Raw genomic sequence first — 26,479 nt, forward strand, 5'->3', positions numbered from 1 at the left:
GCGCCGGTACCGCCGCGCAGCCAGCGCCACCAGCCGATCACGCAGGTGACGATGAAGAACAGTTGCAGGGTGACGTCGGCATACAGGCGCGATTCGTAAAACAGCACGGCAAACAGGACGCAGCCGATGATGCCCAGCCACCACGAATGCACATTGTTGCGCCCGGCAAGAAAGATAGAAACCGTCATGACGGCATTGGCGGCGATTTCCAGCGGAGAGGTCAAAGGGTTCCTTCGGGCGGCAGGCAGGCGGCTGAGGTCAGTCGCGGCAATCGGCTGGCAGCACGGCGGCTGGAAGGTCTTCGCCGCTGCAACACCAGAGCACGCGCTTATTCTCGTCCAGGCGGGGCATGAACGCAATAGCGCGGCCCCGATACCGGGTATCCCCCGGACACCGGGTCGCTGGAAGCCGCTGGCAGAAGTTAACGCTTTATGGCAACAATACCATCTCAGGGCAACGCGGTTTGCAGGTCGCCGAGATTGACCGGCTTGACCAGGTGGGCGTTGAAACCGGCTGCACTGCTGCGCGCCTTGTCGTCCGCCCTGCCGTAGCCGGACAGCGCGATCAGGGTGACCGCCGCGCCGTGCGGCAAGGCGCGCAGGCGGCCGGCCAGCTCGAAGCCGTCCATGCCGGGCAGGCCGATGTCGAGGATGGCCACTTGCGGCATCGCGACGCTGGCGGCGGCGATGGCCTGGGCCGGATCGTAGGCCACGCTGGCCTCGTAGCCGAGTGCGCCAAGCAGCTCGGCCAGGGAATCGGCGGCGTCCTGGTTGTCGTCCACCACCAGCACGCGCACGCTGGCGCCCGGTTGCGATGCGGACGCTGCCTGCGCGGCCGACGCCGCGGGTGCCGCCACCGCTATCGGTTCGGCCTCCACCACCACCGAATCGGGCAGATGGATGGTAAAGGTGCTGCCGCGCCCCTCGCCGCCGCTGTAGGCCTGGATGGCGCCGCCGTGCATGCGCACCAGGTTGTGCGCCAGCGCCAGCCCGATGCCGAGGCCGCCCTTGGCGCGGTCGAGTTTGCGGCTGCCCTGGACGAACAGGTCAAAAATATGCGGCATCAGGCTGGCCGGGATGCCGTTGCCGTCGTCGGTCACCTGGATGTGCAGGTCGGCCCCGCGCACCCGCGTGGAGACGGTGATGTGGCCGCCGTGCGGCGTGTAGCGCGCGGCGTTGTTGAGCAAGTTGGCGACCACCTGCGCCAGCCGCGCCGGATCGCCATGCCATCCCACGGTGGGCACGTCCACCAGCAGGCGGTGCTGCTTTTGCTCGATCAGCGGTGCGGTCAGTTCGATCGCGCGGTTGAGGATGTCGGCCAGCGGCGTGGTTTGCTTGCGCAGCTCGACCTTGCCGCGCGCCAAGCGCGAGACGTCGAGCAAGTCGTCCACCAGCCGCACCAGGTGATCGACCTGGCGCTCGATCACGTCCTGCTGGTGGCCGGTATCGGCGGCATGGGCGGCACCCAGCTTCATCAGCTTGAGCGCGGTGACGATGGGCGCCAGCGGGTTGCGCAGCTCGTGGCCCAGCACGGCCAAAAATTCATCCTTGATGCGCGCCGTGGCGTCGAGGTCGCCGTGCAGGCGGTCGCTTTCGGCCATGGCCAGCGCCAGCGCGCGGTCGGCCTCCAGCCGGCTGAGCGTGGCGCACACGCTGGCGGTAAACTGCGCCAGGAACTGGCGGCAGGCGCCATCCACCGGCACCTGCGGCGCGACGTCGAACACCAGCGCCAGCTCGGCGCACAGTTGCAGCTCGGCGCCCTGCACCACGACCAGGCCGGCATCGAGGTCGGAAACGACCGTGGCGGATGACTCCCCGCGCAGCATCTCCACGCCGCGCAGATCGCGCGGATGGTCGGCCGCACAGCGGGCAATGGCGGCAGCCACGTCGGCATCGGTGCGGCAGGCCAGCAAGGCCCGGCCCAGCAGGTCGAGCGCATGGCGGCGGCGTTCAGCCAGCACCTGGGTAGTGGTTTCGGTGCACACCACCAGCACGCCGCCCACGCGGTCGCGGTCGTCGAACACCGGGGTGTAGCTGTAATTCCAGTACACGTCTTCCAGGCGGCCGTTGCGCACGATGGGCACCAGCTGGTTGGCATAGAGCTGCGGCTCGCCGCCGCGCCGCACGTGCTCGATTTGCGGGCCGACCGTGGGCCAGGCTTCGGCCCAGCACGCGGGACCGCTCTGGCCCAGCGCGGCCGGATGCTTGTCGGCGCCAAAGCACGGCACGAAGGCGTCGTTATACACCTGCACCAGTTCCTCGCCCCAGTACAAAAACATCGGCTGCGCCGCGTGCAGCACCACGCCCACGCAGGTGCGCAGCGACGCCGGCCAGCTGTCGATGGCGCCGAGCGCCGTGGTGTGCCACGGGTAGGCGCGCACCAGGTCGCGCATCGGCGTACCGGCGCCGATGAAGCGGTGCGAGGGTACTGCCGGCAGGGAGGAAACGGGTAAGGCCGTCATGATCTATTTATCTGAGGAAAGCAGAAGTGTAGCAATTGGGTACTGGCGCGGCGCACGATAGGCGGGTCGTTATCCGTGGAGAATCAGCTGTTCAGCTGCATGATTTTTCATTGCTTTTGTGGCATGCCGACTGGTGCCCGAACCGGCCCGGCTGCGCAACTGTCGTGAGCGCGCAACGAGCGAGCCCATCCATGGATGCGGTCATGCCAAAAGCAGTATCAATAAAATCAACTGCGTGACTGTTTCCCGCAGCTGCGGTTGCGGGTCCGGATGCCTCGATATGATCGGTTCACCCGCAAGGGGGAGACGAAACATACTATAAGAGGATAAGCATGCAGAACCGCAACCATCGCAGTCCGCTCAAGCCGTCCGTGCTGGCCGTCATCGGCGTGCTGGCCGCCATCGGCGCCCAGGCACAGGAAACCACCGCGCCCGCCACCACTACCACCGAGGCCAACAGCGCCGAAGAACAGGTCGTGGTCGTGAGCGGCTTTCGCGCCAGCCTGAACAGCGCTCTCAACACCAAGCGCGCCAGCGACGGCATCGTCGACGTGATCAAGGCCGAAGACATCGCCAAGTTCCCCGACGCCAACCTGGCCGAATCGCTGCAACGGGTGCCCGGCGTCTCGCTCACGCGCGGCGACGGCGGCGAAGGCAAGCAGATTACCGTGCGCGGCCTGAACGCCGGTTTTACCCGGGTGCGCATCAACGGCATCGAGGGCGTGACCGCCACCGGCGCCTCCGACATCAACGGCAGCACCAATCGCGGCCGCGGCTTCGACTTCTCGGTGTTCGCCTCGGAACTGTTCAACAGCCTGGAAGTGCGCAAGACGTCGGAGGCGGCCGTGGAGGAAGGCTCGCTCGGCGCCACCGTCGACCTGCGCACCGGCCGGCCGTTCGACTTCAAGGGCCGCACCTTCAGCATCGGCGCCCAGGGCATGCACAACTCGGTCTCCAAGACCCGCGACCCGCGCGTCACTGCCCTGTACTCGGACCGCTGGAAGACATCGTACGGCCAGTTCGGCGCGCTGATCTCGGGCGCCTACTCCAAGCGCACCGCACAGGAAGAAGGCTACGAAGCAGTGGAACTGCTCAGCGCCAGCAACGACGGCGGTTTCTGCTCGCCGCTGGGTGCGGGCGTGCAGAATCCGGCCAACAATACAGTCAAGGGCGTGACCGCCGCCAGCTGCGGCTTCGGCGTGCCGCGCACGTCCAACCCCACCGCCTACAACGACGTCATGGGCCGCACCGATAACTATGGCGGCACGGTGGCCAATCCGCTGCCCGGCTCCGGCGCGTTCGCACCGCGCATTCCGCGCTTTCGCCGTTCGCTCACCGAGTACGAGCGCACCGGCCTGACCGGCGCGCTGCAATGGCGCCCGAGCAGCGCCACCGAGTTGAACCTCGACCTCATGGGCGGCAAGTTCAACAACAAGCGCTACGACAACTACATCTCGGCGATTTCGTTCGGGCGCAGCATGGGCCAGTCCAACGGCAAGCCGCAGACCTCGATCGTCGATGCCCACTTCAACGACAACGGCAGCTGGGACTACGGCCGCTTCAACGCGGTCGACATCCGCACCGAGGGCCTGCTCGACGTGTACTCGACCACGTTCAAGCAATACGTGCTGTCGGGTCGCCACGACGTGACCGACCGCCTCAAACTCGATTTTTTGAGCGGGCGCTCACGCTCGGACCTGGACGAGCCGCAACGCACCACGGTGCAGTTCGATTCGCCCAATGCCAACGGCTATTCTTTCGACTTCCGCAACAACCGCAACGTGCCGTCGATTAACTTCGGCATCGACGTGACCAACCCGAACAACTTCTCGTTCGCGCCGCAGGAAGCGGACGGCACCTTCCACGGCCAGTTCGTGGGCCGCTACCTGCACACCCGCAATACGCTGAAAACCAACCAGGTCACCGCCGCGTACGAGGCCAGCGACAACCTGACCCTGCGCACCGGCCTCTCGCGCCGCAACAACAGCTGGACCAACGTGGAAATCGGCTCCGGCGGCAACGGCCTCACCCTGCCGGCCGGCGTAACCATGGATGCCATCTCGCGCCAGATCAGCGGCTTCGGCAAGGGCCTCGGCGGTTCCGGGGTACCGGGCTCGTGGGCGGCGGTGGACCTGGACAAGTTTCTGTCCGTGTACAACATCGAGTGCCATTGCGCTGCCGTTCCCGGTTCCGAGTACAACTACCTGAACCAGGCCAACCGCGGTGTCGAGGAAAAGATCGATGCCGCCTTCCTGATGGCCGATTTTAATTACGACCTGTTCAACATCCCGCTGCGCGGCAACGTCGGTATACGCCACGCGCGCACCGAGATGAACTCGTTCGCGCTGGTCAACGCCAATGGCGCGCTGGAACGGGTGCGCGGGCGCAACCGCTACAACGACTACCTGCCGGCGCTGAACGTCTCGGCCACCCTGCACAAGGACGTGATGCTGCGCTTCTCGGCCGGCAAAACCCTGGCGCGGCCCGAGTACACCGACCTGGCGCCGTCGAGCACGCTTAACACGCAGGTGCAGACCGTCACCATCGGCAACCCCAACCTGTCGCCGATCCGCGCCAAGACCTTCGACCTGCAGGCCGAGTGGTACTACGACAAGAACGCCATGGTCTCGGTGGGCGCCTTCCACAAGAAGATCGGCACCTTCATCCAGGGCGTGTCGGACCGCGCCGTGTTCTCGAGCCTTGGCCTGCCGGAATCGGTCCTGCTCGGCGGCGGCTGCAGCATCACCGGCGGCACGCCGGCCTGCGCCACTTTGCCCAACACGACGGTGGTGGTGAACCGGCAAGTGAACACCCCGGGCGGTCCGCTGACCGGCTACGAGTTCAACCTGCAGGCGCCGTTCAGCTTCCTGCCCGGCATCTGGAGCAACTTCGGCCTGCTGGCGAACTACACCTACGTCGATTCGAAGATTACCTACATCACGCGGGTGGACAATCCGAACACGCCAGCCAACGAGCAGCTGACCAAGCGCGCCAACTTCACCGGGCTGTCGCCAAAAGCGCACAACCTGACCTTGTTCTACGAGGACAAGAAGTTCAGCGCCAGGGTGTCCGCTGCGCACCGTTCGGCCTACCTGCTCAACGTGCTCGGCGACGTGCAGGGCCACGATTTCACCACCGTCGATGGTTCGACCAACGTGGACTTCAGCATGTCGTACAACCTCACGCCGCAACTGCGCCTGAGCTTCGAGGGCCAGAACCTCAACGACACGCCGCTGCGCTACGGCCGCGACAGCCAGCGCAACGACACGCTGCTGTATGTGCATTCGGGCCGGACTTTCGTAGTGGGGATGAATTACAAGTATTAGTGTTCTTGCCAGTGGTCGAGGTTGTGCGGTTCGGCTAACGGCGTGCCGTTGCGTTCGGCGCGGAAGCGGGCCGAGGCTGCGTACACGGCGCGGCGCACGCGCATGATGGAACCGAGCGGGCGATGCGCGGCGATGCAATGCCACGGGCTGAACTGCATGCCGTCATCCACCAGCACCGACAGGCCGTGCGTCCAGCCGGCCTGGGCCGGGGCTGCGATGCGCGCCACCGCCACCCACGGCGTGGTCCATTCCACGGTCGGGTCTTCGATCGGCGTCTCGTCGAGGTCGGTGCACAGCTGCACCCGCAATTCCCACTCGGCCGCGTGCTCGGTCATGAAATCGACCACCGCACCGCGCAAACCGTTGGGCTTGTGGTCAAGATCGACCGTCTGGTCCTTGAGCATGGCCAGTTCGGGCGAGACCGGCACCAGTTGCAGCTTGGCCATGTAGCGGCCGAACAGGATAGGCACCTGGCTGAAGAAGGTTTCTCCCAGGATGTGGGTTTGCGGATGGCCGCCCAGGCTGACCAGGGTGGCGCTCTCGCCGCCCACCGCTTCGATCACTTTTTCGGCGCCCTGCAAAGCGGCCGACAAGGCTTTTTTCAAACCGGGCGCCTTGTCGGTGGTGGCGGCGAGCAGCTTGACGCTGCCGAGAAACTTCTTGGCCGTGGGCGCCTGGAAGGTCGGGCCGTTGACCATGATGAAATCCTGGGTGACGTCGCCCTGGCCGTCGGCCAGGCGCTCGCCGGGCACGCCGATCACCTTGATGGCCATGCCGCGCGGGGTCGATACCTTATCGTCGAGCAGGTCGCCCGGCGTGGTGGACAGGCGCATCACGACCGGGTAGTCGCCGCTGGCGGCAAACAGTCCTTGCGAGTAATCGGGTGGCAGGTTGTCGAGCACGCGCAGGGTGCCGCGCAGCAAGCCGTGGCTCTTGGCGTGCACGCCGCGCGGCGCGTGGCCGCTGTCCTGGTGGACGGTGCCGGCAATATCGCGCATCTGCTCCTGCAAGCCGGCGATGGTTTCGGCCTCGTCCTCCTCCAGTACTTCGTAGGAGGGATCGTAGGGCAATGGTTGCTTCAGATGACGGGTGGGAAAATCCATGGTGGTATCCTGCTGGCTGGTTGGCTGACGTTGCCATCATGCAGAAATTATCGCCCGGCGTCTGTGGCAACACACACGCACAGACGCACGGACGATGCCCACCTGCGGCCTTATTTTCCGGCGCAGCCCGGTTGCGCCATCAGGGCGTCCGCCACGTTCTCGGTGGGAATGCGCAGCACGATGGAGCGGGCCATGATCATTTCGTCGTACAAGGCCACGTTGGGCCGGGTAACCGTCTTGGTCCATTGCGCAGTGTAGGCGCCGCCATACTGCTTTTGCGCCTGTGCCACCGCTTGCTGTACCTGCTCGCTGGTCATTTTCTTGGGCAGCATGCGCGCGATTTCGGTCAGCACCAGCTGGCCCTTGCCGTTGCGCATCACCGGATTGAACACCAGCACGTGCTGGTCGTCGCCCACCTTGAGGCGCGCGCCGGCGCTCTCGAAGCGGCAGATGGTGTTTACCCGTGCCGTGAACTGCCGGATCACGTCGCCATCCATATCGCCCTGGTCGGCCAACCTGACGCGCTGACCGGCGCCGTCGAGGCCATAACTTTGCCCATGCTGATCATCGAGTTTGAAGGCCAGCATGCCGGCCGGCGCCAGCTTGAGCGATGCGGCCTCGGCAAGGGTCATGCCCAGGCAAGCCTGCTCGACACACAGCGGGCGTTCCTGGGCCTGCGCGGGCATGGCGCCCAGGATGGTGAGCGCCACGGCGGTCACTGCACTTTTGATGAAGGAATGCATCACTACCTTTCAATAATTTACTCGATAGAAATGTTATCAGAAACATGACCGGGCATGCCGAGCGCACCAGGAACGCGCACGATTGCGCACCAGATTGAAGCAATTCCGGCGCAAGCATTGATTTATATATATAATGTTGCGTTCACGAAATACCAACTAAACCACTTCGTGATTTGACCCACTTTTGAGAGTAAATATGAAAAATACCATCTTGTTCGCCATGCTGGCAGCACTGGCCGGCACCGCCGCCGCTCAATCGCAAGGCGCTTACGTCGGCGGCAGCGTCGGCCGTGCAGAACAAAAACTGTCGATCGGTTCGACCAAAGACCACGACACCGGCTTCAAGCTGTTCGGAGGCTACAACTTCAACCAGAACTTCGGCCTCGAAGGCGGCTACGTCGATATGGGCAAGCTGGAACGCTCGGGCTTCGGCGCACGCGCTTCGTTCGAGCCAACCGCCGTGTATTTCGCTGCCACCGGCACCGTGCCGCTGGACGCGCAGTTCTCGCTGATCGGTAAAGCCGGTGCCGTCCGTTCCGACGTGAAAGCCAACGCTTCGGCCGGTGGCTTCAACGTCAACGACAAAGCCAACCGTACCTCCGCTTACCTGTCGGTTGGCGCTGCATACGCGATCAACGCCAACTTCAGCGTTGTAGCTGAGTACGAATACTTCGGCAAGATCGCCAAGTTCGAAGACAGCGATGACAACCTGAAAGCCAACATGGTTTCGATCGGTCTGCGCTACAAGTTCTAAGCAATACCAGTTTCACATCGATCAACGGCAGGCGTGCATAACGCCTGCCGTTTTTTTTGCTCTCAGCATCTAAGTAGCACTACGCAGTCCGGGCCGTGACCAACGAAAGTTGGCCAGACATGCTAAGGTGGACCCTTTTTGCCACTGATTTTCGAGCCACTCCCGATGCATTCCGACCCTGTTTCCAGCACCTCCCTCCCCCCGGTTCCGATTGCCGCGCCGCATGGCGCCGGCATGGCCAACTTCGCCCTGGCCATCGGCGGCCTGGCCATTGGCACCGGCGAATTCGCCTCGATGAGCATCTTGCCGATCGTCGCTGCCGACCTGCACACCGACCTGCCGCACATGGGCCACATGATCAGCGCTTACGCGCTGGGCGTGGTATTCGGCGCACCGCTGATCGCCATCTTCCTGGCGCGCATGCCGAAAAAAGCCATGCTGGTGATGCTGATGGCGCTGTACGCGGCCGGCAACCTGCTTAGCGCCGCCGCACCGGCCTACGGCTCGCTGCTGCTGGCGCGCTTCGTGGCCGGCATTCCGCACGGCGCCTATTTCGGCGTGGCCGCGCTGGTAGCAGCCGCCATGGCGGTGCCGGAAAAACGCGGCCAGGCCGTCTCGCGTGTGCTGCTGGGTCTGACCATTGCCAACATCTTCGGCGTGCCGCTGGCCACCTGGCTGAGCCAGGCCTTCGGCTGGCGCTCGGCGTTCCTGGTCGTCGGCGTGCTGGGCGTGGTCACTGCGCTGATGGTGCGCCGCTACGTGCCCTTCATCGCCGCCGGCGACGCCAGCGTGCGCCGCGAGCTCGGCGTGTTTCGCCGCGCCCAGGTGTGGGTGACGTTGCTGATGGTGTCGGTGGGCTTTGGCGGCCTGTTCGCGGTGTACACGTACGTCACGCCAACGCTGCTGGAAATTACCAGGGTATCGCCCAACATGGTGGCGGTGCTGCTGGCCCTGATCGGCGTCGGCATGACACTCGGTAACCTGGTGGGCGGCTGGCTGGCCGACCGCTCGCGCCTGTGGACCATTTTCGGTGCGCTGGTGTGGAACGTGGTGGCGCTCACCGCCTTTTACTACACCAGCGCCAACGCCTGGGCCGTGGCAATCAACCTGTTCCTGATCGGCTGCGGCATCGCCGTGGCGCCAGCGGTGCAAACCCGCCTGATGGACGTGGCTGGCGACGCCCAGACCGTCACCGCAGCACTGAACCACTCGGCCTTCAACTGCGCCAACGCGGCTGGCGCCTGGTTCGGCGGCATGGCGATCGCCCATGGCCTGGGCCTGCAATCGACCGGGCTGGTGGGGGCGATGCTGGCGCTGGGCGGGATTGTGGTGCTGGGGGTGTCGGTGCTGATGGAGCGGCGCGCAATGCCGGCGGCCGTGCCAGCTTAACTTGCTGCCAGGTTCGCGTAGACTGTCGCGCATGAAGAACAATCGTGAACCGTCACTCGATGACCTGGCCGTGTTCCTGGCCGTCTGCAAGGCGGGCGGGTTTCGGGCTGCCGCCACGCGGCTGGGCATGTCGCCGTCGAACGTGAGCGACACCATTGCCCGCATCGAAACCATGCTGGGCGTGCCGCTGCTCACCCGCAATACGCGCAGCGTGGTGCCGACCGAGGCCGGGCAGGCGCTCGCAGCGCGCCTCACGCCCCTGTTTGCCGCAACCCGCGCCGCCCTGCACGACGTGGTCGATGCCGGGCGCGAAGTCCAGGGTTTGCTGAAACTGAACGTGGCCGGCGCCGTGATGGTCGATATCCTGCCGCCATTGATCGACCGGTTTCTTGCGGCCTACCCTGCCGTCCAGGTTGAAGTGGTGGTGGACGACCGGTTTGTCGACGCCATTGCCGATGGCTGCACGGCCGGCATCCGCTACGGCGAACGCCTGGCCCAGGACATGATCGCCGTGCCGATTGGCCCCCGTTACCAGCAGCTGGCGCTGGCCGCCGCGCCGGCCTACCTGGCGCGGCGCGGCCACCCGGCCCATCCGCGCGACTTGCTGGACCACGATTGCATCCGCATGCGCTTTTCCAGCGGCGCCCTCACCGCGTGGGAATTCGAGCACGCCGGCGAACGCGTGACCATCGATCCACCGAGCCGGCTGACCATCGGCGTGGAAGCGGCGCCGGCGGCGATCAGCCTGGCGTGCGCCGGCCACGGCATGATCTGCACCTTCGGCAACTGGCTCGCACCGCATTTCGCCAGCGGCGAACTGGTGCCGGTGCTGCCGGACTGGTGGCAGCAGTTCGACGGGCCGCGACTGTATTTCCCGAGCCGGTTGATGCCGGCCACGTTGCGGGCATTCATCGATCTGATAGCGCAGGCCGATGACAGCCCGCCCACCGCTCGCTGACGGCTACCGCACCGTGCGGAACGTGGTCCGCACCTCCTCGACCAGCAGCGCCGGCTGCTCCATGTCCGCGAAGTGCCCACCACGGTCGAGTTCATTGAAATGCACGAGATTGGCAAAGCGCCGCTGCGCCCAGCGCTGCGACACGCGCACCTGCTCCCCGGGGAACATGCTGATGCCGGCCGGCGTGGTCATCGGCGCCGCCGGCATGCCGCCGTGGCGCATGGCCTGCATGGTTTCCCAGTACAGCCGCGCGGAACTGGCGCCGGTATTGGGCAGCCAGTAGAGCATGATGTTGTCGATGATGGCGTCGAGCGCGAACACGCTCTCCACGTCGCCGTCATTGTCGGACACATCCTGGAACAAGGCGTAAATCCACGCTGCCAGTCCCACCGGCGAATCGGCCAGCGCAAAACCCACCGATTGCGGCCGCGTGGCCTGCACCTTGAAGTAACCGGAAAACTGCTGGTCGTAGCGCTGCGCATCGTCGAGCATGGCCTGCTCGTGCGGTGTGGCCTCGGCCCGTTCCTGGTCGGTGGGCTGGAACATCAGCATGTTCAGGTGGATGCCGGCCAGGCCCGGCGGCGCCTTGTAGCCGATGGTGGTCGTCACCGCGCCGCCCCAGTCGCCGCCCTGCGCCGCATACCGGTCGTAGCCCAGGCGGGCCATCAGTGCGATCCAGGCGTCGGCAATGCGGTTGACGTTCCAGCCGGCCTCCGCGGGCTGGCCGGAAAAGCCGAAGCCGGGCAGCGATGGAATCACCAGGTGAAACGCATCGCTTGCCTGGCCGCCGTGGGCCACCGGGTCGGTGAGCGGGCCGATCATGTCGCGAAATTCCAGTACCGAACCGGGCCAGCCGTGCGTGAGCAGCAGCGGCATGGCGCCAGCCTCGGGCGAACGCACGTGCAGGAAGTGGATGTCCACGCCGTCGATCTCGGTGTGGTGCTGGTTGAAACTGTTGAGCAGCGCCTCGCACCGGCGCCAGTCGTAGCCGTCCTGCCAGCGTGCGACCAGGGCGCGCAGCTTGGCCAGTTGCGGCCCCTGGCTGGCGTCGGCCACAGTCTCGGCATCTGGCCAGCGCGTGAGGGCAAGCCGCGCCTGCAGGTCGGCCAGGGCGGCATCGGGGATGGCCAGGTGAAATGGATGGATGGTGGTATCGGACAAAATGCCTCCCGGGCATGCTATGTTACGGACCGGCGTACACCGGATGATTTAAATGAACTGACTAGTCTAGATTAATCATCAAGACGTCATTTGTAAAGCGGATTCGATTGAAATGGGAAAGAAGCGGTATGGTGGAAGCAGGACAAATGCCCAGGCGGCGCGGCAGGCCGCCGGCCGATAGCGCAGGCGACGTGGAAGCGCGCCTGCTGGCGGCAGCCACCCGGCTGTTCCTCGAGCGCGGCTATGACGGCACCAGTTGCGACCAGGTCGCGCTCGACGCCGGCGCGGGCAAGGCCAGCATTTATGCCCGCTACGCCAACAAGGCGGCGCTGTTTTCGGCAGTGATCGATCGCCTGCTGACGGGGTCGCCGGCGCAAGACACGGTTGCCGAAGACCGCAGCCTCGATGAGCGGCTCGCTGCGGTCGGCATGCAGGTCGTCGAGGATGCGCTGGCGCCCGACGCGCTGGCGCTGCTGCGCCTGCTGGTAACCGAGCTGCCCCGGCTCGGTGACGGCGCCCGCGCGGACAAGCTGTTCTGGCAGTCGGGCGTGCGGCGCGTCGCGCGGGTGATCGCGCTGCACGAGCCTGGTGCTGCGGCCATGGCGATGGCGATGAATGCTGCCGACCAGTTCATCGACACGGTGCTGGCGCCGTTGCTGCTGCGCGCCATGCTGGGCGAGCCGGTGGCGGCGATTGTGGCCGGCGCCCCTGCGCGCATCGCTGCCGGCATCGCCATGCTGCGCGCAACAGGCGCGCTGGAACTGCGCACCTTCCACGACGAAATCGGCATAACCCCAGGTCAGATTGTATAAAATATCCAAAACCGCAGTATGCTGTCGCCCATGCCCTCCTCCCCTCTTGAACTGAAGGAAACCCCATGAGCGACAATATTTTCACCGGCACCATCCCGGCCCTGATGACCCCTTGCAACGCCGACCGCACGCCAGACTTCGACGCCCTGGTGCGCAAGGGCCGCGAGCTGGTCGATGCCGGCATGAGCGCCGTGGTGTATTGCGGTTCGATGGGCGACTGGCCGCTGCTGACCGAAGCGCAACGCCAGCAAGGCGTGGCGCGCCTGGTGGCGGCCGGGGTGCCGACCATCGTCGGTACCGGCGCGGTCAATTCGAAAGAGGCGGTGTCGCATGCCGCGCACGCCGCCAACGTGGGCGCGCAAGGCCTGATGGTGATTCCGCGCCTGCTGTCGCGCGGCTCGTCGCCGGCGGCGCAAAAGGCCCACTTCTCGGCCATTTTGCAGGCCGCACCGGCGCTGCCGGCCGTGATCTACAACAGCCCGTACTATGGCTTTGCCACCCGCGCCGACCTGTTCTTCGAACTGCGCGCCCAGCATCCCAACCTGATCGGTTTCAAGGAATTCGGCGGCGCCGCCGACCTGCGTTATGCGGCCGAACACATCACCAGCCAGGACGATAACGTCACCCTGATGGTGGGCGTGGACACCCAGGTGGTGCACGGCTTCGTCAACTGCGGCGCCACCGGCGCCATTACCGGCATCGGCAATGCGCTGCCGCGCGAAGTGCTGCAACTGGTGGACCTGTCGCGCCAGGCCGCCGCCGGCAACGCCGTAGCGCGCCGCCAGGCCCGCGAACTGGAAGCGGCGCTGCTGGTGCTGTCGTCGTTCGACGAGGGCACCGACCTGGTGCTGTTCTACAAGTACCTGATGGTGCTCAACGGCGACACCGAGTACACGCTGCACTTCAACGAGACCGACGCCCTGAGCGCCAGCCAGCGCCGCTACGCCGAAACCCAGTACACGCTGTTCCGCGACTGGTACGCCGACTGGAGCCGGGAAGTGGCTGCGTGAAACAAACAAGCCTGGCGGTGACCACCGTTGCCGACCAGGCGGCCGACGCGCTGCGCCGCAAGATCATGTCGGGCGAGCTGGCCGAAGGTTGTTCCTTGCGCCAGGATGCGCTTGCCGCCGAGTTCGGCATCAGCCGGATCCCGCTGCGCGAGGCGCTGGTGCAGCTCGAGGGCGAAGGGCTGGTCAGGATCGTCGCCCACAAGGGCGCGGTGGTGGCGGGCTTGTCGATCGACGAGATCAGCGAGCTGTTCATGCTGCGCAGCGTGCTGGAACCCCTGCTGTTGAAGAAGTCGGCGCCGAAGCTCACGCCGGACGACTACGCCCGGCTCGACGCCATCCTGGCCGACTACAAGGTGGAATTGCTGGCCCAGCACACCACCCGCTGGGGCGAACTCAACACGCGTTTGCACGACGTGCTGCTGTCACGCGCCGACCAGCCGAGGACGGCCGCCATCGTTGCCACCCTGCTGCAGCAAACCGACCGTTATACGCGCATGCAATTGTCGCTGAGCGCCGACAGCATTCGCCAGGCCCAGCAGGAGCACGAAGAACTGGTCGGGCTGTGCCGCGCCGGCGACGTGCGCGGCGCAGCAAGCCTGCTCAAGCGGCATATCGAACATGCCAGCCGCGACCTGGAGCGGTTCATCCTGTCCACGCGGCGCGCGCCCGGTCAGGCAGCCTGACGACGACGGCGCGCGATCGTGCCCATCAGCGCCAGACCGGCAAACATCAGCGCCGAGGTATCGGCCTCCGGCACGGCCGTGATGGAGCGGATCCAGGCGACGTGCGAAAACGTCGCGGTGGAGCCGGACAGATCGCCGTAGCTGAAGTCGTTGGTGGGGCGCGCATCGCAGCCGGTCAGCTTGTAATCGACGCAAGAAAAATCCCCCGGCAAGTTCCACTCGTGCACTCCCGACAGCAGCCACTCCTTGCCACTCCAGACGAACTCGCCACCGCCGGAATCGCCGTCCGTGCCCATCGCTTCGCGCGCGCCCAGCCCGGTGCCGCTGGTCCAGGCGTGGCCGGTAGCGTCGGCGATGCGGCCCAGGGTATTGTGGGCGGCGGTACCGTCATCGTAATCGCTGCGATAGGTCACGCCTGGCGCGTAGAAGGCCGCATCGTAGCCAAAACCGGGTACCGCCTTGTCGCTGACCTGGTTGAAGGTTTTGCTGTCCACGTCGTAAGTGTTGTAGCCGTAGTGGCCCCACAAGCGGTCACCCGAATCGGGCTGGGTCGTGCTGCCGCCCAGGCCGGAGCGGCCATAGCCGGCCAGCAGGAACTCCTTGCCCACATCGTTGCTCGTGCTCAGGTTGTAGCCCTTGATGTCGGTGACGGCATGATCGAGCTTGATGAGTGCGATATCGGCGCCGCTATCGACGTTGTCGCCGGTCCACTTGGGATGCACATACACGCCAGAGGGCAACACCTTGCGGGTCTCGCTGACGCTGCCGCCAGCCCAGCCAAACGACACGTTGACCGACTTCAGATCGGTCACGCAATGCGCTGACGTGACCATGTACTGGCCGCCCGACAGGAGCGAGCCGGAGCACAGGGACACGCCGCCGGACGTGGTAATGCTCAGCCGGCCGACGCCGTCCATCGCACCGGCCACGCCATTGAACGACTGCCCCGGCACCAGCCGCCAGTCCTGCGGAGCGGAGCTGTTGGTGGTCGCCTGTGCGGTCGATGCTGCCACCAGTGCGGCTGCAACGGCGGCCAGTTTGATCATTGCAAACGGTATTTTCATGATGGTCAAAGTTGGGTTGTATGAACCAAGTTTCATATTGATTGTATTATGGAATACATTTCATTTACTTGCATAAATGCAGGGACTCAATCGTGCGCAGGAACAAGTGCGCTGGTTTTGCCAAAAGTTGGCCCCGAACCGACTCTGCTGGACAGTTTTCGCCACGCGGCGATCTCGCTATTCTCACTACACGCTTGCAGCACATTTCCAGCTGCCGCGAGCCTCACTGACTTTAGGAGTTTTGCCATGACCACCATCCGTTCCGACCTGATTCTGTCGCAATCCGCATTCAGCCACATCATCGACGTGCCGTTCGAGAAAGTCGATATCGCCAAGTGGCTGTTCACGCTGCCCGACGCCGAATACCAGCGCTGCGCCCCGCCCGACCACATCGCCGCCGGCGCCACCTTTACCGACGACGGCCGCCGCATGTCGATCAACGTCGAGATGATCGGCACCGGCCTGGTAGTGCAGCACTACGTGGGCGAGATCACCGAAGCATCGCACTGCCGCATGGTGTCCACCTCGGACGTATTCACGCCCAACGGCCGCACCAAGGTGCAGGTGATCTGGGATTTGAGCGTGAAGAAGATCGACGACCACCGCTGCGAGTACACCAACGGCGTGGTGTCGCACCCGACCGAGGAATTCCTGGCCTTTATCAGGGAGCACGGCATTTCGTGGGAAAAAGCGTGCGCCGACCGCCAGGAGTCGTCGGGCGACCATAACCGCCGCGAAACCCCGCTGTTTGCCGAGAGCATCGCCCGTGCAGCGCGCGCGGCCTGACCGATAACACTTCAGCTTGGCGGTTGCAGCCGTGCTGCGGCCGCGTTTCAGACTTCCAGGAGCAATCCATGCCAGCCATCGATTTCACCAGCCCCCGCGCCGCTGCCCGGCCTTTCACGCCCAAGCTGGCGGACCTGGTCGAGCAGCCGCTGTTTTCGCAAGTCTGGGCCGACCCCGACCTGGCGCCGCGCGATCGCAGCCTGATCACCATCGCCTGCCTGGTTGCACTCAACCACATGGACGAACTGCCCGCCCACCTGCACCGCGCCATCGAGCATGGTGTCACGCGCAAGGAACTGGCCGCTGCCATCACGCACCTGGCATTTTATGCAGGCTTTCCAGCGGCTATTTCAGCGTCTGCCCATGCCCAGGCTGCGCTGGGCGAAGCCGCCGAGCCTTAGCAGACGGCCGACGCTTTACACACCCACCGCCGGCAGCGTCTGGGCAAATTGCGAAACGCCGTCGAGGTTGAACAGCTCGACCTTCATCGCCTTGGTGCGTGGGTCGATATTGACCTCACCGAAGAACTGGTAGCCGGCAAACGGCGACGAGTTCTGGATCAGCGGCGCTTTTGAAAATACTGCGGTGGGCCCGAAGGTTTTGTCGAGCACGCCCGGACCGAAGGCGCCGGCATTCATCGGGCCGGCGACGAATTCCCAGAACGGCGAAAAGTTGGTGTACCGGGCCTGGGCCGGATCGTAGTAGTGGGCGGCGCAGTAGTGGACGTCGGTGGTGATCCAGACCACGTTCGGCACTGCCTTGATACTGCTGAGCAGGCGGGCCATTTCCAGTTCGCGCCCGAGCGGCACGCCGTCGTTGCCGTTGGCCAGCGCTTCCCAGAGCGCTTCGCCCTGGGCGTTCTTGCCGTCGCCGACGTTCAGGCCGATGGGCATGTCGGCCGAGATGACTTTCCAGGTCGCGGTCGAGGCTTTCAGCGCGGCGATCAGCCACTCCACCTGGTCGCGCCCCATGAAGGCCGAGCTGGCGTCTTCCGCGGTTTGCAGGTTGGTGCTGTTCGGCCCCCGGTAGCTGCGCATGTCCACCACGAACACGTCCAGCAGCGGACCGTGCGAGATGGTGCGATAAATGCGCTGTGGTTCGCTTTGCTTGTAATAGCGCATGGGCGCATATTCGAGGAAGGCGCGCCGGCCACGGGTGGTGAGGGTGGCGATGCTTTTTTCGGTGTAGCGCGCATCGGCCGACAAATCCTTGGACGCGCTGTAGTTATTGGTCACCTCGTGATCGTCCCATTGCCAGACCTGCGGCACCTGGGCGGCAAACTTGCGAAAGTTCGCATCGAGCATATTGTAGGCATGGCGGCCACGGAATTCCTTGAGCGTTTCCGCGACCTTGCTCACCTCTTCCGTGACCAGGTTGCGCCACACCTGGCCGTTTTCCGCCGTGGCCTGGGCCAGGATCGGGCCGTCGGCATAAATCGTGTCGCCGTTGTGGATGAAAAAGTCCGGGTCGCGCAAGCGCATCGCTTCATAAATTTTCATGCCGCCAAAATCGGTATTGATACCCCAGCCCTGGCCGCACTGGTCGCCGCTCCAGTGAAAGCGCACGGCGCGGGTTGCATCGGCAGCCGGCGTGGTCCGAAATTGTCCCGCGATGGTTTCGCTTTCGATTCTCGAATTATTGGGATCTACGTAGCGCACCCGCACGAATACCGATTGGCCGGTGGGCAAGCCGCTCAAATCGACACGGGTGGTGAAATCGGTGGCGTCGCTGGCAACGGGACCGACAATGCGGCTGGCGTTGTTGAAACGCTCGCTGGTATCGTATTCGACGATCATCTGCGCGTTGCGGTCGCTGCGGCTCCAGATGATCGCCCGGTTATCGGTAATATCGCCGAATTGTATTCCCGACGGCATCTTGGGCCGCTCCTTGTCACTGACCCCGATGGCGGCCTGACTGTTGCTGCTGCCGCCGCACCCGGCCAGCAGCAGCGAGCCGCCCAATGCCGAACTGCCGACCAATGCCCCACCCTGGGCCAGAAAACTGCGACGCGAAATCGATGAAGTCATGCTTGCTCCGATCATTTGTGAGCTGGCAAGCTTAGGATTTTTATATGACGTGACGATGAAATCGGCAACCGGATCGGGTGTTCTTGGTACTTGAATTTCTTGGTAGTTTGACTTTACCGGATTATGTCGGCAATCTCAATTTACCAATATATTTTGGTAAATTGAGATTACCAAGGAATATAAGTATGAGTACAGAATTTCCTATTCGCACTGCCGACCAATTGCCTGGCGTGCTACAGGCATTTCGCAAGGAATCGGGCTTGTCGCAAACCGAGGTCGCTTCCCGCATGGGACTGACACAACAGAAACTGTCTTATCTGGAACTGAACGCCAGCAGCGCCAGTGCCGAGCGTGTACTAGCCCTGTTGAGTGTGCTGGGCGTGGAGTTGGTGCTCAGGCGCCCCGGGAATGCTGCGCCTTCTGACGCCGGCAGCAACACTCTGCCCTGGTGACCAATGGGCCGCAAATCTCACTCGCAGTCACTTGGCCTGTGGATGAACGGGTTCTTCTTAGGCACGTGGACGTCACATGGCGAAACCTTGCAGTACGCAGATGAATGGGTCCAGCACCACGCTGGCCGGCCGCTCTCCCGATCTCTGCCATTCAGGCCGGGAAACCGGCCTTATTCCGGACCAGCCGTAGAGGCCTGGTTCGAAAATCTGCTGCCAGACAGCAAAGAGATTCGTGAGCGGGTGGCGCGCCGATACCACACCGCATCGACCGGCGCCTTCGACCTGCTCGCCGAGATTGGCCGTGACTGCGTCGGCGCATTACAGCGCATGCCGGCCGGGATAGTACCCGCCGGTCCGGGCCCGCTACAGGCCACCGCGCTGGATGAAGGTGAGGTCGCACGTATTCTGCAGGCGACCGTCACACCGCAAAATGTACTGGGCGCGAGCGATGATGACAACGATGCGTTCCGCATTTCCATCGCCGGTGCACAGGAAAAAACGGCGCTGCTTTTTTACCAGGGCAAATGGCAGAGACCGTTAGGCTCGACGCCTACTTCCCATATCTTGAAGCTGCCCCTCGGCCTGGTCGGCGCTATGCGCGCCGACATGAGCTCCTCGGTGGAGAACGAATGGCTGTGTTCTTTGATACTCGACGCTTACGGGCTGCCGGTGGCCAAGTGTACGCCGGTGCGTTTCGAGGAGACGAAGGCTCTGGCAGTTGAGCGGTTCGACTGCCGGTGGTGGGGAGAATCAGCCGACCATCTGCGGAGGTTGCCGCAGGAAGACATGTGCCAGGCCACGGGCACCCCGTCGGGGCTGAAATATGAGAGCCATGGCGGCCCCGGAGTCGAAGACATCATGAAACTTCTGCAAGGCTCCTCCAATCGGACTGCGGACCGCCTGGTTTTTTTCCAGTCGCAGGTCGTATTCTGGATGCTCTGCGCTACAGACGGTCATGCGAAGAACTTCAGTATTTTCCTGAGAGCAAAGAGTACTTTCGCGATGACGCCGCTGCATGACGTGCTGTCGGCGTATCCGGTGCTCGGCACCGGATCACACCAGGTGTCTCCCTTCATGGCCAAGATGGCGATGGCGGTGCGCTCTGCAAACACTCACTACAAGATGCGCGACATCTTGCGTCGACATTGGATCGCCGTCGGTGAACGTTACGGCATTGTCACGCCAGACGGCCGGCCAGTTGCGGCAGTGCTCGATGACCTGGTCGAGCGCACCACGGCCGTAATCAAGGCCGTGCGCGCACAGCTGCCGAATGACTTCCCCGACCTGGTGGCCGAAACAATTCTGGCGGGGTTGCAGGACGCGGCAAATAAACTGGCAAGATGACCTGGAGCAGTGGCGAACAGCACCCTCCTCACTAAACGACGAGGCTAACCACCGCGCAATGCTCAAGCAAACTTGGTAAAGTCCGGCTTGCGCTTCTCGAAGAATGCCGTAAACGCCTCGCGCGCTTCCGGTGACAACAGCATCGCGCCGAAATGCTTGTTCTCGGCCGCAATGGTGTCGGCAATCGCGTTGTTGCGGCTGGCTTTCATCAACTGCTTGGTGGTGCGGATCGAGCTCGCTGGCAGGGCCACCAGCTTGGCGGCCTGGCCCTGGGCAAAGGCCAGCAGTTCGTCGGCTGGCACCACTTTCGACACCAGTCCCATTTCCAGCGCCTCGGCAGCCAGGAACGCTTCGCCCAGCATCAGCTTTTCGGCCGCGCGCGGGTAGCCGGCAATTTGCGTGAACAAAAGGCTCGAGCCGAATTCCGGGCACAGGCCCAGTTGCGCGAACGGCATCGAAAACCTGGCGTTGTCGGCCGCGTACACCAGGTCGCAGTGCATCAGCAGCGTGGTGCCGATGCCCACGGCAGCGCCCGAAACGGCAGCGACCACCGGCTTGGTCGCGCCGGACAGCGCCAGCATGAATTTATAGACCGCGCGGTCTTCCAGGTCGCCGCTGGTGGGCGCGTTTTTCATGAAGTCTTCGAGGTCGTTGCCGGCCGTGAAGATTTCGGGCTTGCCGGTGATCAGGATCGCGCGCACCGCTACGTCGGCTTCGGCGTCGATGATGGCGTCGGCCATGGCCTGGTACATAGCGGCGGTGATCGCGTTCTTGCGCTCGGGGCGGTTGAATTCCAGGGTCAGGATGCCGTCTTGCTTGGTGCTCAGTATGTCCATCTTTGTCTCCATGTGATGAGGGCGCTGTGTTTGGCACAGCGCCCTCTAATAAACCCGCAGCCCCCACCGGGGTCGGACCCTATACAGGGTCCGACCCCTAGTGGTTGGGGTGCGTATCGCTAACAGCGAAGTGGGGTTACACGCGTTCGATGATACCTGCCGCGCCCATGCCGGCGCCCACGCACATCGTGACCATGCCGTACTTCAGGTTGTTACGGCGCAGTGCGTGCACCACGGTAGCCGCGCGGATGGCGCCGGTGGCGCCCAGCGGGTGACCGAGGGCAATCGCGCCGCCCATCGGGTTGACCTTGGCCGGATCCAGGCCCAGGTCGCCGATCACGGCCAGTGCTTGCGCTGCAAACGCTTCGTTCAGCTCGATCCAGTCCAGCTGGTCCTGGGTGATGCCGGCTGCCTTGCAGGCGTCGGGAATCGCGAACTTCGGACCGATGCCCATGATTTCCGGCGGCACGCCCTTGACCGCGAACGACGAGAATTTCGCCAGCGGGGTCAGGTTGTGTTCGCGCAGGAAACGCTCGGACACGACCAGCAGCGCGCCGGCGCCGTCGGACATCTGCGAGCTGTTGGCGGCGGTAACCGAACCCTTGGCGGCAAACACCGGTTTCAGCTTGGCCAGCGACTCCACGGTGGAATCGGCGCGCGCGCCTTCGTCAGTATCGACGGTGCGGGTCTTGATGTCGATTTCGCCGGTGGCCAGGTTAGGCGTGCGGGTGATGATTTCGACCGGCGTGGTTTCGTCCTTGAAGAAACCGGCCTGCTGGGCAGCAATAGCCCGGCGGTGAGATTCCACGGCGAACGCGTCCTGCGCTTCACGCGAGACTTTCCACTGGGTCGCCACTTTTTCAGCGGTCAGGCCCATGCCGTAGGCCATGCCCACGTTTTCGTCCGAGAACATATTCATGTTCATCGATGGCTTGTTGCCCATCATCGGTACCATCGACATCGATTCCACGCCGCCGGCAATCATGGCGTCCGCTTCACCGACGCGGATGCGGTCGGCTGCCATGGCCAGGGCGGTAATGCCCGAGGCGCAGTAACGGTTGATGGTGACGCCGCCGACGGTTTTCGGCAGGCCGGCCAGCAGCACGGCCTGGCGGGCGATGTTGAAGCCCTGCTCGGCTTCCGGGAACGAGCAACCGATGATGGCGTCGGTGATCAGGGCCGGATCGAGGCCCGGCGCTTGCGCCAGCGCCGACTGAATCACGCGCACCAGCAGGTCGTCCGGGCGGGTTTTGTTGAACATGCCGCGCGGCGCCTTGCCGATCGGGGTGCGGGTGGCAGAGACGATGTATGCGTCTTGAAGTTGTTTGGTCATTATGTTCTTCCTAGATTAGTTGCGTACCGGCTTGCCGGTCTGCAGCATGCCCATGATCCGTTCTTGCGTCTTTGGATGATTCAACAGCTCGAGGAAGGCCTTGCGTTCGCGATCCAAAATCCACTGCTCGCTGACGAACGAACCCTGGTCGATGTCGCCGCCAGAGACGATCTCGGCGATCATGTCGCCCAGCTTGAAGTCGTGCGCCGAAATGAAGCCGCCGTCGCGCATATTGACCAGCTGCGCCTTGATAGTGGCCCAGCCGTAGCGGCCGGTGACCTGGATCGGCGCCTTCACCGGTGGACGGTAGCCCTTGTCGAACATGGCGCGCGCTTCTACCTTGGCCACGTGCAGCAGCTCGTAGGCGTTGAACACGATCACGTCGTCTTCCTTCAGGTAACCCATGGCCTGCGCTTCCAGTGCCGACTTCGACACGTTGGCAGTCGCCGCATTGGTGAAACCGGTTTTCAGGAATTGCAGGATGTCGTTGCCCTTGGCTTCTTTGTAAGCGCGCGATGCCGCTTCCTTCAGGCCGCCGCCGGCAGGAATCAGGCCCACGCCCACTTCCACCAGGCCGATGTACGACTCGATCGAGGCCACGCGCTTCGATGCGTGCAACACCAGTTCGCAACCGCCGCCCAGCGCCAGGCCAGCGACCGCAGCAACCACCGGCACGTTGGCGTACTTGAGCGACATGAACGCGTCCTGCAGGTCCTTGATGATCGGATCGACCGCCTTGGCGCCGCCCTGCATGAACGCAGGCAGAGCCGATTGCAGGTCGGCGCCGGCCGAGAAGGCGCCGCCTTCGGCTGCGTCCGCATTCCAGATCACCAGGCCCTTGAAGTTTTTCTCCGCTTCAGCCAGTGCCTTGTTAAAGCCGGTGATCACGTCCGGGCTGATCACGTGCATCTTGGTCTTGAGCGAAATGACCAGCACTTCGTCGTCCATGTGCCAGATGCGCACCGAGTCGTCCTCGTGGAACGTGGTGCCGGCCGTGCGGCCGTCGATGGCGCCAGCGCCAACGACTGGCGCACGGAACGCCTGGCGCTCGTACACCGCCAGGTTGGAGCGTGGCACGAACGATTGCGATGCAGCCGACCACGAACCTTCAGGCGTGTGCACGCCGCCCTTGTCGGCGACCGGGCCTTCGAATACCCAGGCCGGCAGCGGTGCGGTGCTCAAAGCCTGGCCGGCGTCGATGTCTTCCTTGACCCACTGCGCCACTTGCGACCAGCCCGAAGCCTGCCAGGTTTCGAACGGACCGACGGTCCAGCCGAAGCCCCAGCGCATGGCGAAGTCGATGTCGCGGGCGTTGTCGGCCACGGTGTCGAGGTGCACGGCGATGTAGTGGAAGGCGTCGCGGAAGATCGCCCACAGGAACTGGCCCTGTGGATTGGTCGATTCGCGCAGCGCTTTCATTTTCTTGACCGGATCTTTTTCCTTCAGAATGCGGCCGATGATGTCGGCAGCCTTGCCGCCGCCGGGCACGTATTCACCGGTGGCAAAATCCAGGCGCAGGATGTCCTTGCCGACTTTTTTGTAGAAACCGGCGCCGGACTTCTGGCCCAGGGCGCCCTTTTCCACCAGCTTGGCCAGCACTTCCGGGGTTTTGTACACGGATGCGAACGGATCGTTCGGCAGGTTGTCCTGCATGGTCTTGATCACGTGGCCCATGGTGTCGAGGCCCACGACGTCGGCGGTACGGAACGTGCCCGACTTGGCGCGGCCGAGCTTGGCGCCGGTCAGGTCATCGACCACGTCCACCGACAAACCGAATTTCTCGGCTTCGTGGACGATGGCCAGGATGCCGAACACGCCCACGCGGTTGGCGATGAAGTTCGGCGTGTCCTTGGCGCGAACCACGCCCTTGCCCAGGGTGGTGGTCAGGAAACCTTCGAGCTGGTCAGCGATTTCAGGGCGGGTGGACTCGGTCGGAATGATCTCGACCAGGTGCATATAGCGCGGCGGATTGAAGAAGTGCACGCCGCAGTAGCGCGATTTCAGGTCGGCGTCGAAACCTTCGGACAGCGTGGTGATCGACAGGCCCGAGGTGTTCGAGGCAAAGATGGCGTTGGCGCCGATGTGCGGCGCGACCTTCTTGTACAGGTCGTGCTTCCAGTCCATGCGCTCGGCGATTGCTTCGATGATCAGGTCGCACTCTTCCAGCTTGGCCAGGTCGTCTTCGTAGTTGGCCACTTCGATCAGCGCGGCGTGGTCCTTGTTGCCCAAGGGTGCCGGCGACAGTTTCTTCAGGCCTTCGATGGCCTTGAGGACGATGCCGTTTTTCGGGCCTTCCTTGGCCGGCAGGTCGAACAGCACGACAGGCACTTTGGCGTTGACGCAGTGGGCGGCGATTTGCGCGCCCATCACGCCGGCGCCCAGCACGGCTACTTTTTTAACGATGAAATTGGTCATGTCTTATCCTCTAGTCTCTTAGAACAGGTCGGCGTCGAGAGCCATCAGGTTGGCGGAACCCGAGCGAGCCTGGCGGATCAGGGTGGCGGTCTCTGGCTGCAGACGGGCGAAGTAGAAGCGCGTCGTGGCCAGTTTTGCCTTGTAGAAGTTGTCGCCGCTGTCTTCCTTGGCCAGTGCGATCTTGGCCATTTGCGCGAACAGGTAACTGTACACCAGGTGACCGACCACGCGCAGGTACGGTACGCAGGCAGCACCGACTTCGTCCGGGTTCTGGAAGGCTTTCATGCCGATTTCCATGGTCAGCTTGGTGACCTTGTCGCCGAGGTCGCCCAGCGGGGTAATGAATTCGCTCATCGCTTCGTCGGTGCCGTTTTCTTCGACGAAGTTCTTGATCTTCTCGCCGAACTTGCGCAGCTTGGCGCCGTTGTCGCCCAGAATCTTGCGGCCCAGCAGGTCCAGCGACTGGATGGTGTTGGTGCCTTCATAGATCATGTTGATGCGGGCGTCGCGCACGTACTGCTCCATACCCCATTCGGCGATGTAGCCGTGGCCGCCGAACACCTGCATCGCTTCCGAGGTGGCGATCCAGCCGTTATCGGTAATGAAGGCCTTGACGATCGGGGTCAGCAGCGCGACTTCGTCGGCAGCTTCCTTGCGCACGTCGGCGTCCGGGTGGTGCAGTTCGCGGTCGATCTGCAGCGCCACGTACGACGTGAACGCGCGGCCACCTTCGGCGTATGCCTTGGCGGTGAGCAGCATGCGGCGCACGTCAGGGTGCACGATGATCGGATCGGCTGGCTTGTCCGGTGCTTTCACGCCCGACAGCGAACGCATCTGGATGCGGTCCTTGGCGTAGACCAGGGCGTTTTGATACGCCACTTCGGTCAGGCCCAGCGACTGCATGCCCACGCCCAGGCGGGCCGCGTTCATGAACACGAACATGGCGTTCAGGCCCTTGTTCGGCTGGCCGATGATCCAGCCTTTTGCGCCGTCCAGGTTCATCTGGCAGGTGGAGTTGCCGTGGATGCCCATTTTTTCTTCGATGGCGCCGCAGGTGATCGGGTTGCGCGCGCCGACGGTGCCGTCTGCATTGGGCAGGAACTTCGGTACCAGGAACAGCGAAATGCCTTTCGAGCCTTCCGGAGCGTCCGGCACGCGGGCCAGCACCAGGTGCACAATGTTTTCAGCCATGTCGTGTTCGCCGGCCGAGATGAAGATCTTGTTGCCGGTGATCAGCCACGAGCCGTCTTCCTGTGGCAGCGCTTTCGAGCGCAGCATGCCCAGGTCGGTGCCGCAGTGCGGTTCGGTCAGGCACATGGTGCCGGTCCATTCACCCGATACCAGCTTCGGCAGATAGGTCGATTTCTGTTCGTCGGTGCCGTGTTCCTTCAGGCACTCGTAAGCGCCGTGCGACAGGCCCGGGTACATGGTCCAGGCCTGGTTGGCCGAGTTCAGCATTTCGTAGAACGAATTGTTCAGCAGCACCGGCAAACCCTGGCCGCCGTATTCCGGATCGCACGCCAGCGCCGCCCAGCCGCCTTCGACGTACTGCTTGTAGGCTTCCTTGAAACCTTTAGGCGTGGTCACGGAGTTGGTCGCCACGTCGAGCTTGCAGCCTTCGCGGTCGCCCGAATGGTTCAGCGGGAACAGCACTTCCGACGTGAACTTGCCGCCCTCTTCCAGTACCTGGTTGATGATGTCGGCATCGATTTCGGCGTAGTCCGGCAGCGCTTTCAGTTCTTCCTGCACGTTGAGCAGTTCGTGCAGCACGAATTGCATATCCCGGATTGGCGCGACGTATTGACCCATGGTTTTCTCCTGA

At 63.8% G+C, this 26,479-nt stretch carries 22 protein-coding genes; 11 read left to right on the forward strand and 11 right to left on the reverse strand.

The window, feature by feature from the left end; genetic code table 11:
• Together DUPY_RS17640 and DUPY_RS17645 are read right to left on the reverse strand one after the other, a co-directional pair.
• Positions 1 to 224, reverse strand: a 224-nt coding sequence (locus DUPY_RS17640; protein WP_141749593.1) for a nicotinamide mononucleotide transporter family protein, incomplete at its 3' end; no start/stop codon positions are given.
• A gap of 224 nt (positions 225 to 448) precedes the next feature.
• Entirely contained in the window at positions 449 to 2,461 is a 2,013-nt protein-coding gene (locus tag DUPY_RS17645) for a hybrid sensor histidine kinase/response regulator (protein WP_070249702.1), read from the reverse strand.
• A gap of 332 nt (positions 2,462 to 2,793) precedes the next feature.
• Here DUPY_RS17645 and DUPY_RS17650 point away from each other — a divergent pair, with 332 nt between their 5' ends.
• Positions 2,794 to 5,787: a TonB-dependent receptor gene (locus tag DUPY_RS17650; protein WP_070249703.1), complete on the forward strand. Its 2,994-nt coding sequence runs from the start codon at positions 2,794 to 2,796 to the stop codon at positions 5,785 to 5,787.
• Here DUPY_RS17650 and DUPY_RS17655 read toward each other — a convergent pair.
• Both DUPY_RS17655 and DUPY_RS17660 read right to left on the reverse strand, forming a co-directional pair.
• Positions 5,784 to 6,890 carry a catalase family protein gene (locus DUPY_RS17655; RefSeq protein ID WP_070249704.1) on the reverse strand — a complete coding sequence of 369 codons (1,107 nt, stop codon included), beginning with the start codon at positions 6,888 to 6,890 and terminating at the stop codon, positions 5,784 to 5,786. The two genes, DUPY_RS17650 and DUPY_RS17655, sit on opposite strands and share 4 nt — an antisense overlap.
• A 110-nt stretch (positions 6,891 to 7,000) precedes the next feature.
• Complete coding sequence (locus DUPY_RS17660; protein WP_070249705.1) at positions 7,001 to 7,633, reverse strand: hypothetical protein; 633 nt, start codon at positions 7,631 to 7,633, stop codon at positions 7,001 to 7,003.
• Positions 7,634 to 7,829: 196 nt separating this feature from the next.
• Between DUPY_RS17660 and DUPY_RS17665 the strand changes: the two genes are divergently transcribed.
• The 3 genes from DUPY_RS17665 to DUPY_RS17675 all read left to right on the forward strand — a co-directional run bounded on the left by DUPY_RS17665 (position 7,830) and on the right by DUPY_RS17675 (position 10,734).
• Positions 7,830 to 8,387 (forward strand): outer membrane beta-barrel protein, encoded by a 558-nt coding sequence (locus DUPY_RS17665; RefSeq protein ID WP_070249706.1) that lies wholly within the window; start codon positions 7,830 to 7,832, stop codon positions 8,385 to 8,387.
• A 165-nt stretch (positions 8,388 to 8,552) separates the two neighbouring features.
• Positions 8,553 to 9,776, forward strand: coding sequence for an MFS transporter (locus DUPY_RS17670; protein WP_084640774.1), 1,224 nt, complete (start codon positions 8,553 to 8,555; stop codon positions 9,774 to 9,776).
• A 31-nt stretch (positions 9,777 to 9,807) separates the two neighbouring features.
• A complete protein-coding gene (locus DUPY_RS17675; RefSeq protein ID WP_070249760.1) occupies positions 9,808 to 10,734 on the forward strand; it encodes a LysR family transcriptional regulator in 927 nt (308 codons plus the stop codon).
• Between the two features lie 3 nt (positions 10,735 to 10,737).
• Here DUPY_RS17675 and DUPY_RS17680 read toward each other — a convergent pair whose 3' ends face one another.
• A complete protein-coding gene (locus DUPY_RS17680) occupies positions 10,738 to 11,895 on the reverse strand; it encodes an epoxide hydrolase family protein (RefSeq protein WP_070249708.1) in 1,158 nt (385 codons plus the stop codon).
• Between the two features lie 146 nt (positions 11,896 to 12,041).
• On the opposite strand from DUPY_RS17680, the gene DUPY_RS17685 reads away from it, so the two are divergent.
• The 3 genes from DUPY_RS17685 (at position 12,042) to DUPY_RS17695 (ending at position 14,400) form a co-directional block, all read left to right on the forward strand.
• Positions 12,042 to 12,707 (forward strand): TetR/AcrR family transcriptional regulator, encoded by a 666-nt coding sequence (locus DUPY_RS17685; RefSeq protein WP_167359082.1) that lies wholly within the window; start codon positions 12,042 to 12,044, stop codon positions 12,705 to 12,707.
• A 65-nt stretch (positions 12,708 to 12,772) separates the two neighbouring features.
• A complete protein-coding gene (locus tag DUPY_RS17690) occupies positions 12,773 to 13,717 on the forward strand; it encodes a dihydrodipicolinate synthase family protein (protein WP_070249709.1) in 945 nt (314 codons plus the stop codon).
• The gene (locus DUPY_RS17695) at positions 13,714 to 14,400 is read left to right on the forward strand and encodes a GntR family transcriptional regulator (RefSeq protein ID WP_070249710.1); all 687 of its coding nucleotides are present in this window, start codon (positions 13,714 to 13,716) and stop codon (positions 14,398 to 14,400) included. The genes DUPY_RS17690 and DUPY_RS17695 overlap by 4 nt, the downstream gene beginning before the upstream one ends.
• Here the strand turns inward: DUPY_RS17695 and DUPY_RS17700 are convergent.
• Entirely contained in the window at positions 14,388 to 15,464 is a 1,077-nt protein-coding gene (locus DUPY_RS17700; RefSeq protein ID WP_070249762.1) for a trypsin-like serine protease, read from the reverse strand. The genes DUPY_RS17695 and DUPY_RS17700 overlap by 13 nt on opposite strands.
• 246 nt (positions 15,465 to 15,710) lie before the next feature.
• Here DUPY_RS17700 and DUPY_RS17705 point away from each other — a divergent pair, with 246 nt between their 5' ends.
• Both DUPY_RS17705 and DUPY_RS17710 read left to right on the forward strand, forming a co-directional pair.
• Positions 15,711 to 16,250 carry a hypothetical protein gene (locus DUPY_RS17705; protein ID WP_070249711.1) on the forward strand — a complete coding sequence of 180 codons (540 nt, stop codon included), beginning with the start codon at positions 15,711 to 15,713 and terminating at the stop codon, positions 16,248 to 16,250.
• A gap of 68 nt (positions 16,251 to 16,318) precedes the next feature.
• A complete protein-coding gene (locus tag DUPY_RS17710; RefSeq protein WP_070249712.1) occupies positions 16,319 to 16,651 on the forward strand; it encodes a carboxymuconolactone decarboxylase family protein in 333 nt (110 codons plus the stop codon).
• A gap of 15 nt (positions 16,652 to 16,666) precedes the next feature.
• Here the strand turns inward: DUPY_RS17710 and DUPY_RS17715 are convergent, their stop codons facing one another.
• Positions 16,667 to 18,277, reverse strand: a complete 1,611-nt coding sequence (locus tag DUPY_RS17715) for an alkaline phosphatase D family protein (protein WP_070249713.1) — start codon at positions 18,275 to 18,277, stop codon at positions 16,667 to 16,669.
• Positions 18,278 to 18,462: 185 nt separating this feature from the next.
• Between DUPY_RS17715 and DUPY_RS17720 the strand changes: the two genes are divergently transcribed.
• Together DUPY_RS17720 and DUPY_RS17725 are read left to right on the forward strand one after the other, a co-directional pair.
• Positions 18,463 to 18,729 carry a helix-turn-helix domain-containing protein gene (locus tag DUPY_RS17720; protein ID WP_070249714.1) on the forward strand — a complete coding sequence of 89 codons (267 nt, stop codon included), beginning with the start codon at positions 18,463 to 18,465 and terminating at the stop codon, positions 18,727 to 18,729.
• Between the two features lie 3 nt (positions 18,730 to 18,732).
• Positions 18,733 to 20,073 carry a type II toxin-antitoxin system HipA family toxin gene (locus DUPY_RS17725; protein ID WP_070249715.1) on the forward strand — a complete coding sequence of 447 codons (1,341 nt, stop codon included), beginning with the start codon at positions 18,733 to 18,735 and terminating at the stop codon, positions 20,071 to 20,073.
• A gap of 62 nt (positions 20,074 to 20,135) precedes the next feature.
• Here DUPY_RS17725 and DUPY_RS17730 read toward each other — a convergent pair whose 3' ends face one another.
• From DUPY_RS17730 to DUPY_RS17745, 4 genes are all read right to left on the reverse strand, one after another.
• Positions 20,136 to 20,909: an enoyl-CoA hydratase gene (locus DUPY_RS17730; protein WP_070249716.1), complete on the reverse strand. Its 774-nt coding sequence runs from the start codon at positions 20,907 to 20,909 to the stop codon at positions 20,136 to 20,138.
• A gap of 136 nt (positions 20,910 to 21,045) precedes the next feature.
• Positions 21,046 to 22,242, reverse strand: a complete 1,197-nt coding sequence (locus tag DUPY_RS17735) for an acetyl-CoA C-acyltransferase (protein WP_070249717.1) — start codon at positions 22,240 to 22,242, stop codon at positions 21,046 to 21,048.
• Between the two features lie 15 nt (positions 22,243 to 22,257).
• A complete protein-coding gene (locus DUPY_RS17740; protein WP_070249718.1) occupies positions 22,258 to 24,657 on the reverse strand; it encodes a 3-hydroxyacyl-CoA dehydrogenase/enoyl-CoA hydratase family protein in 2,400 nt (799 codons plus the stop codon).
• Between the two features lie 18 nt (positions 24,658 to 24,675).
• Positions 24,676 to 26,466, reverse strand: coding sequence for an acyl-CoA dehydrogenase C-terminal domain-containing protein (locus tag DUPY_RS17745; protein WP_070249719.1), 1,791 nt, complete (start codon positions 26,464 to 26,466; stop codon positions 24,676 to 24,678).
• Positions 26,467 to 26,479 lie beyond the last annotated feature (13 nt).

This window comes from Duganella phyllosphaerae (assembly GCF_001758785.1).
Taxonomy (GTDB): domain Bacteria; phylum Pseudomonadota; class Gammaproteobacteria; order Burkholderiales; family Burkholderiaceae_D; genus Rugamonas; species Rugamonas phyllosphaerae.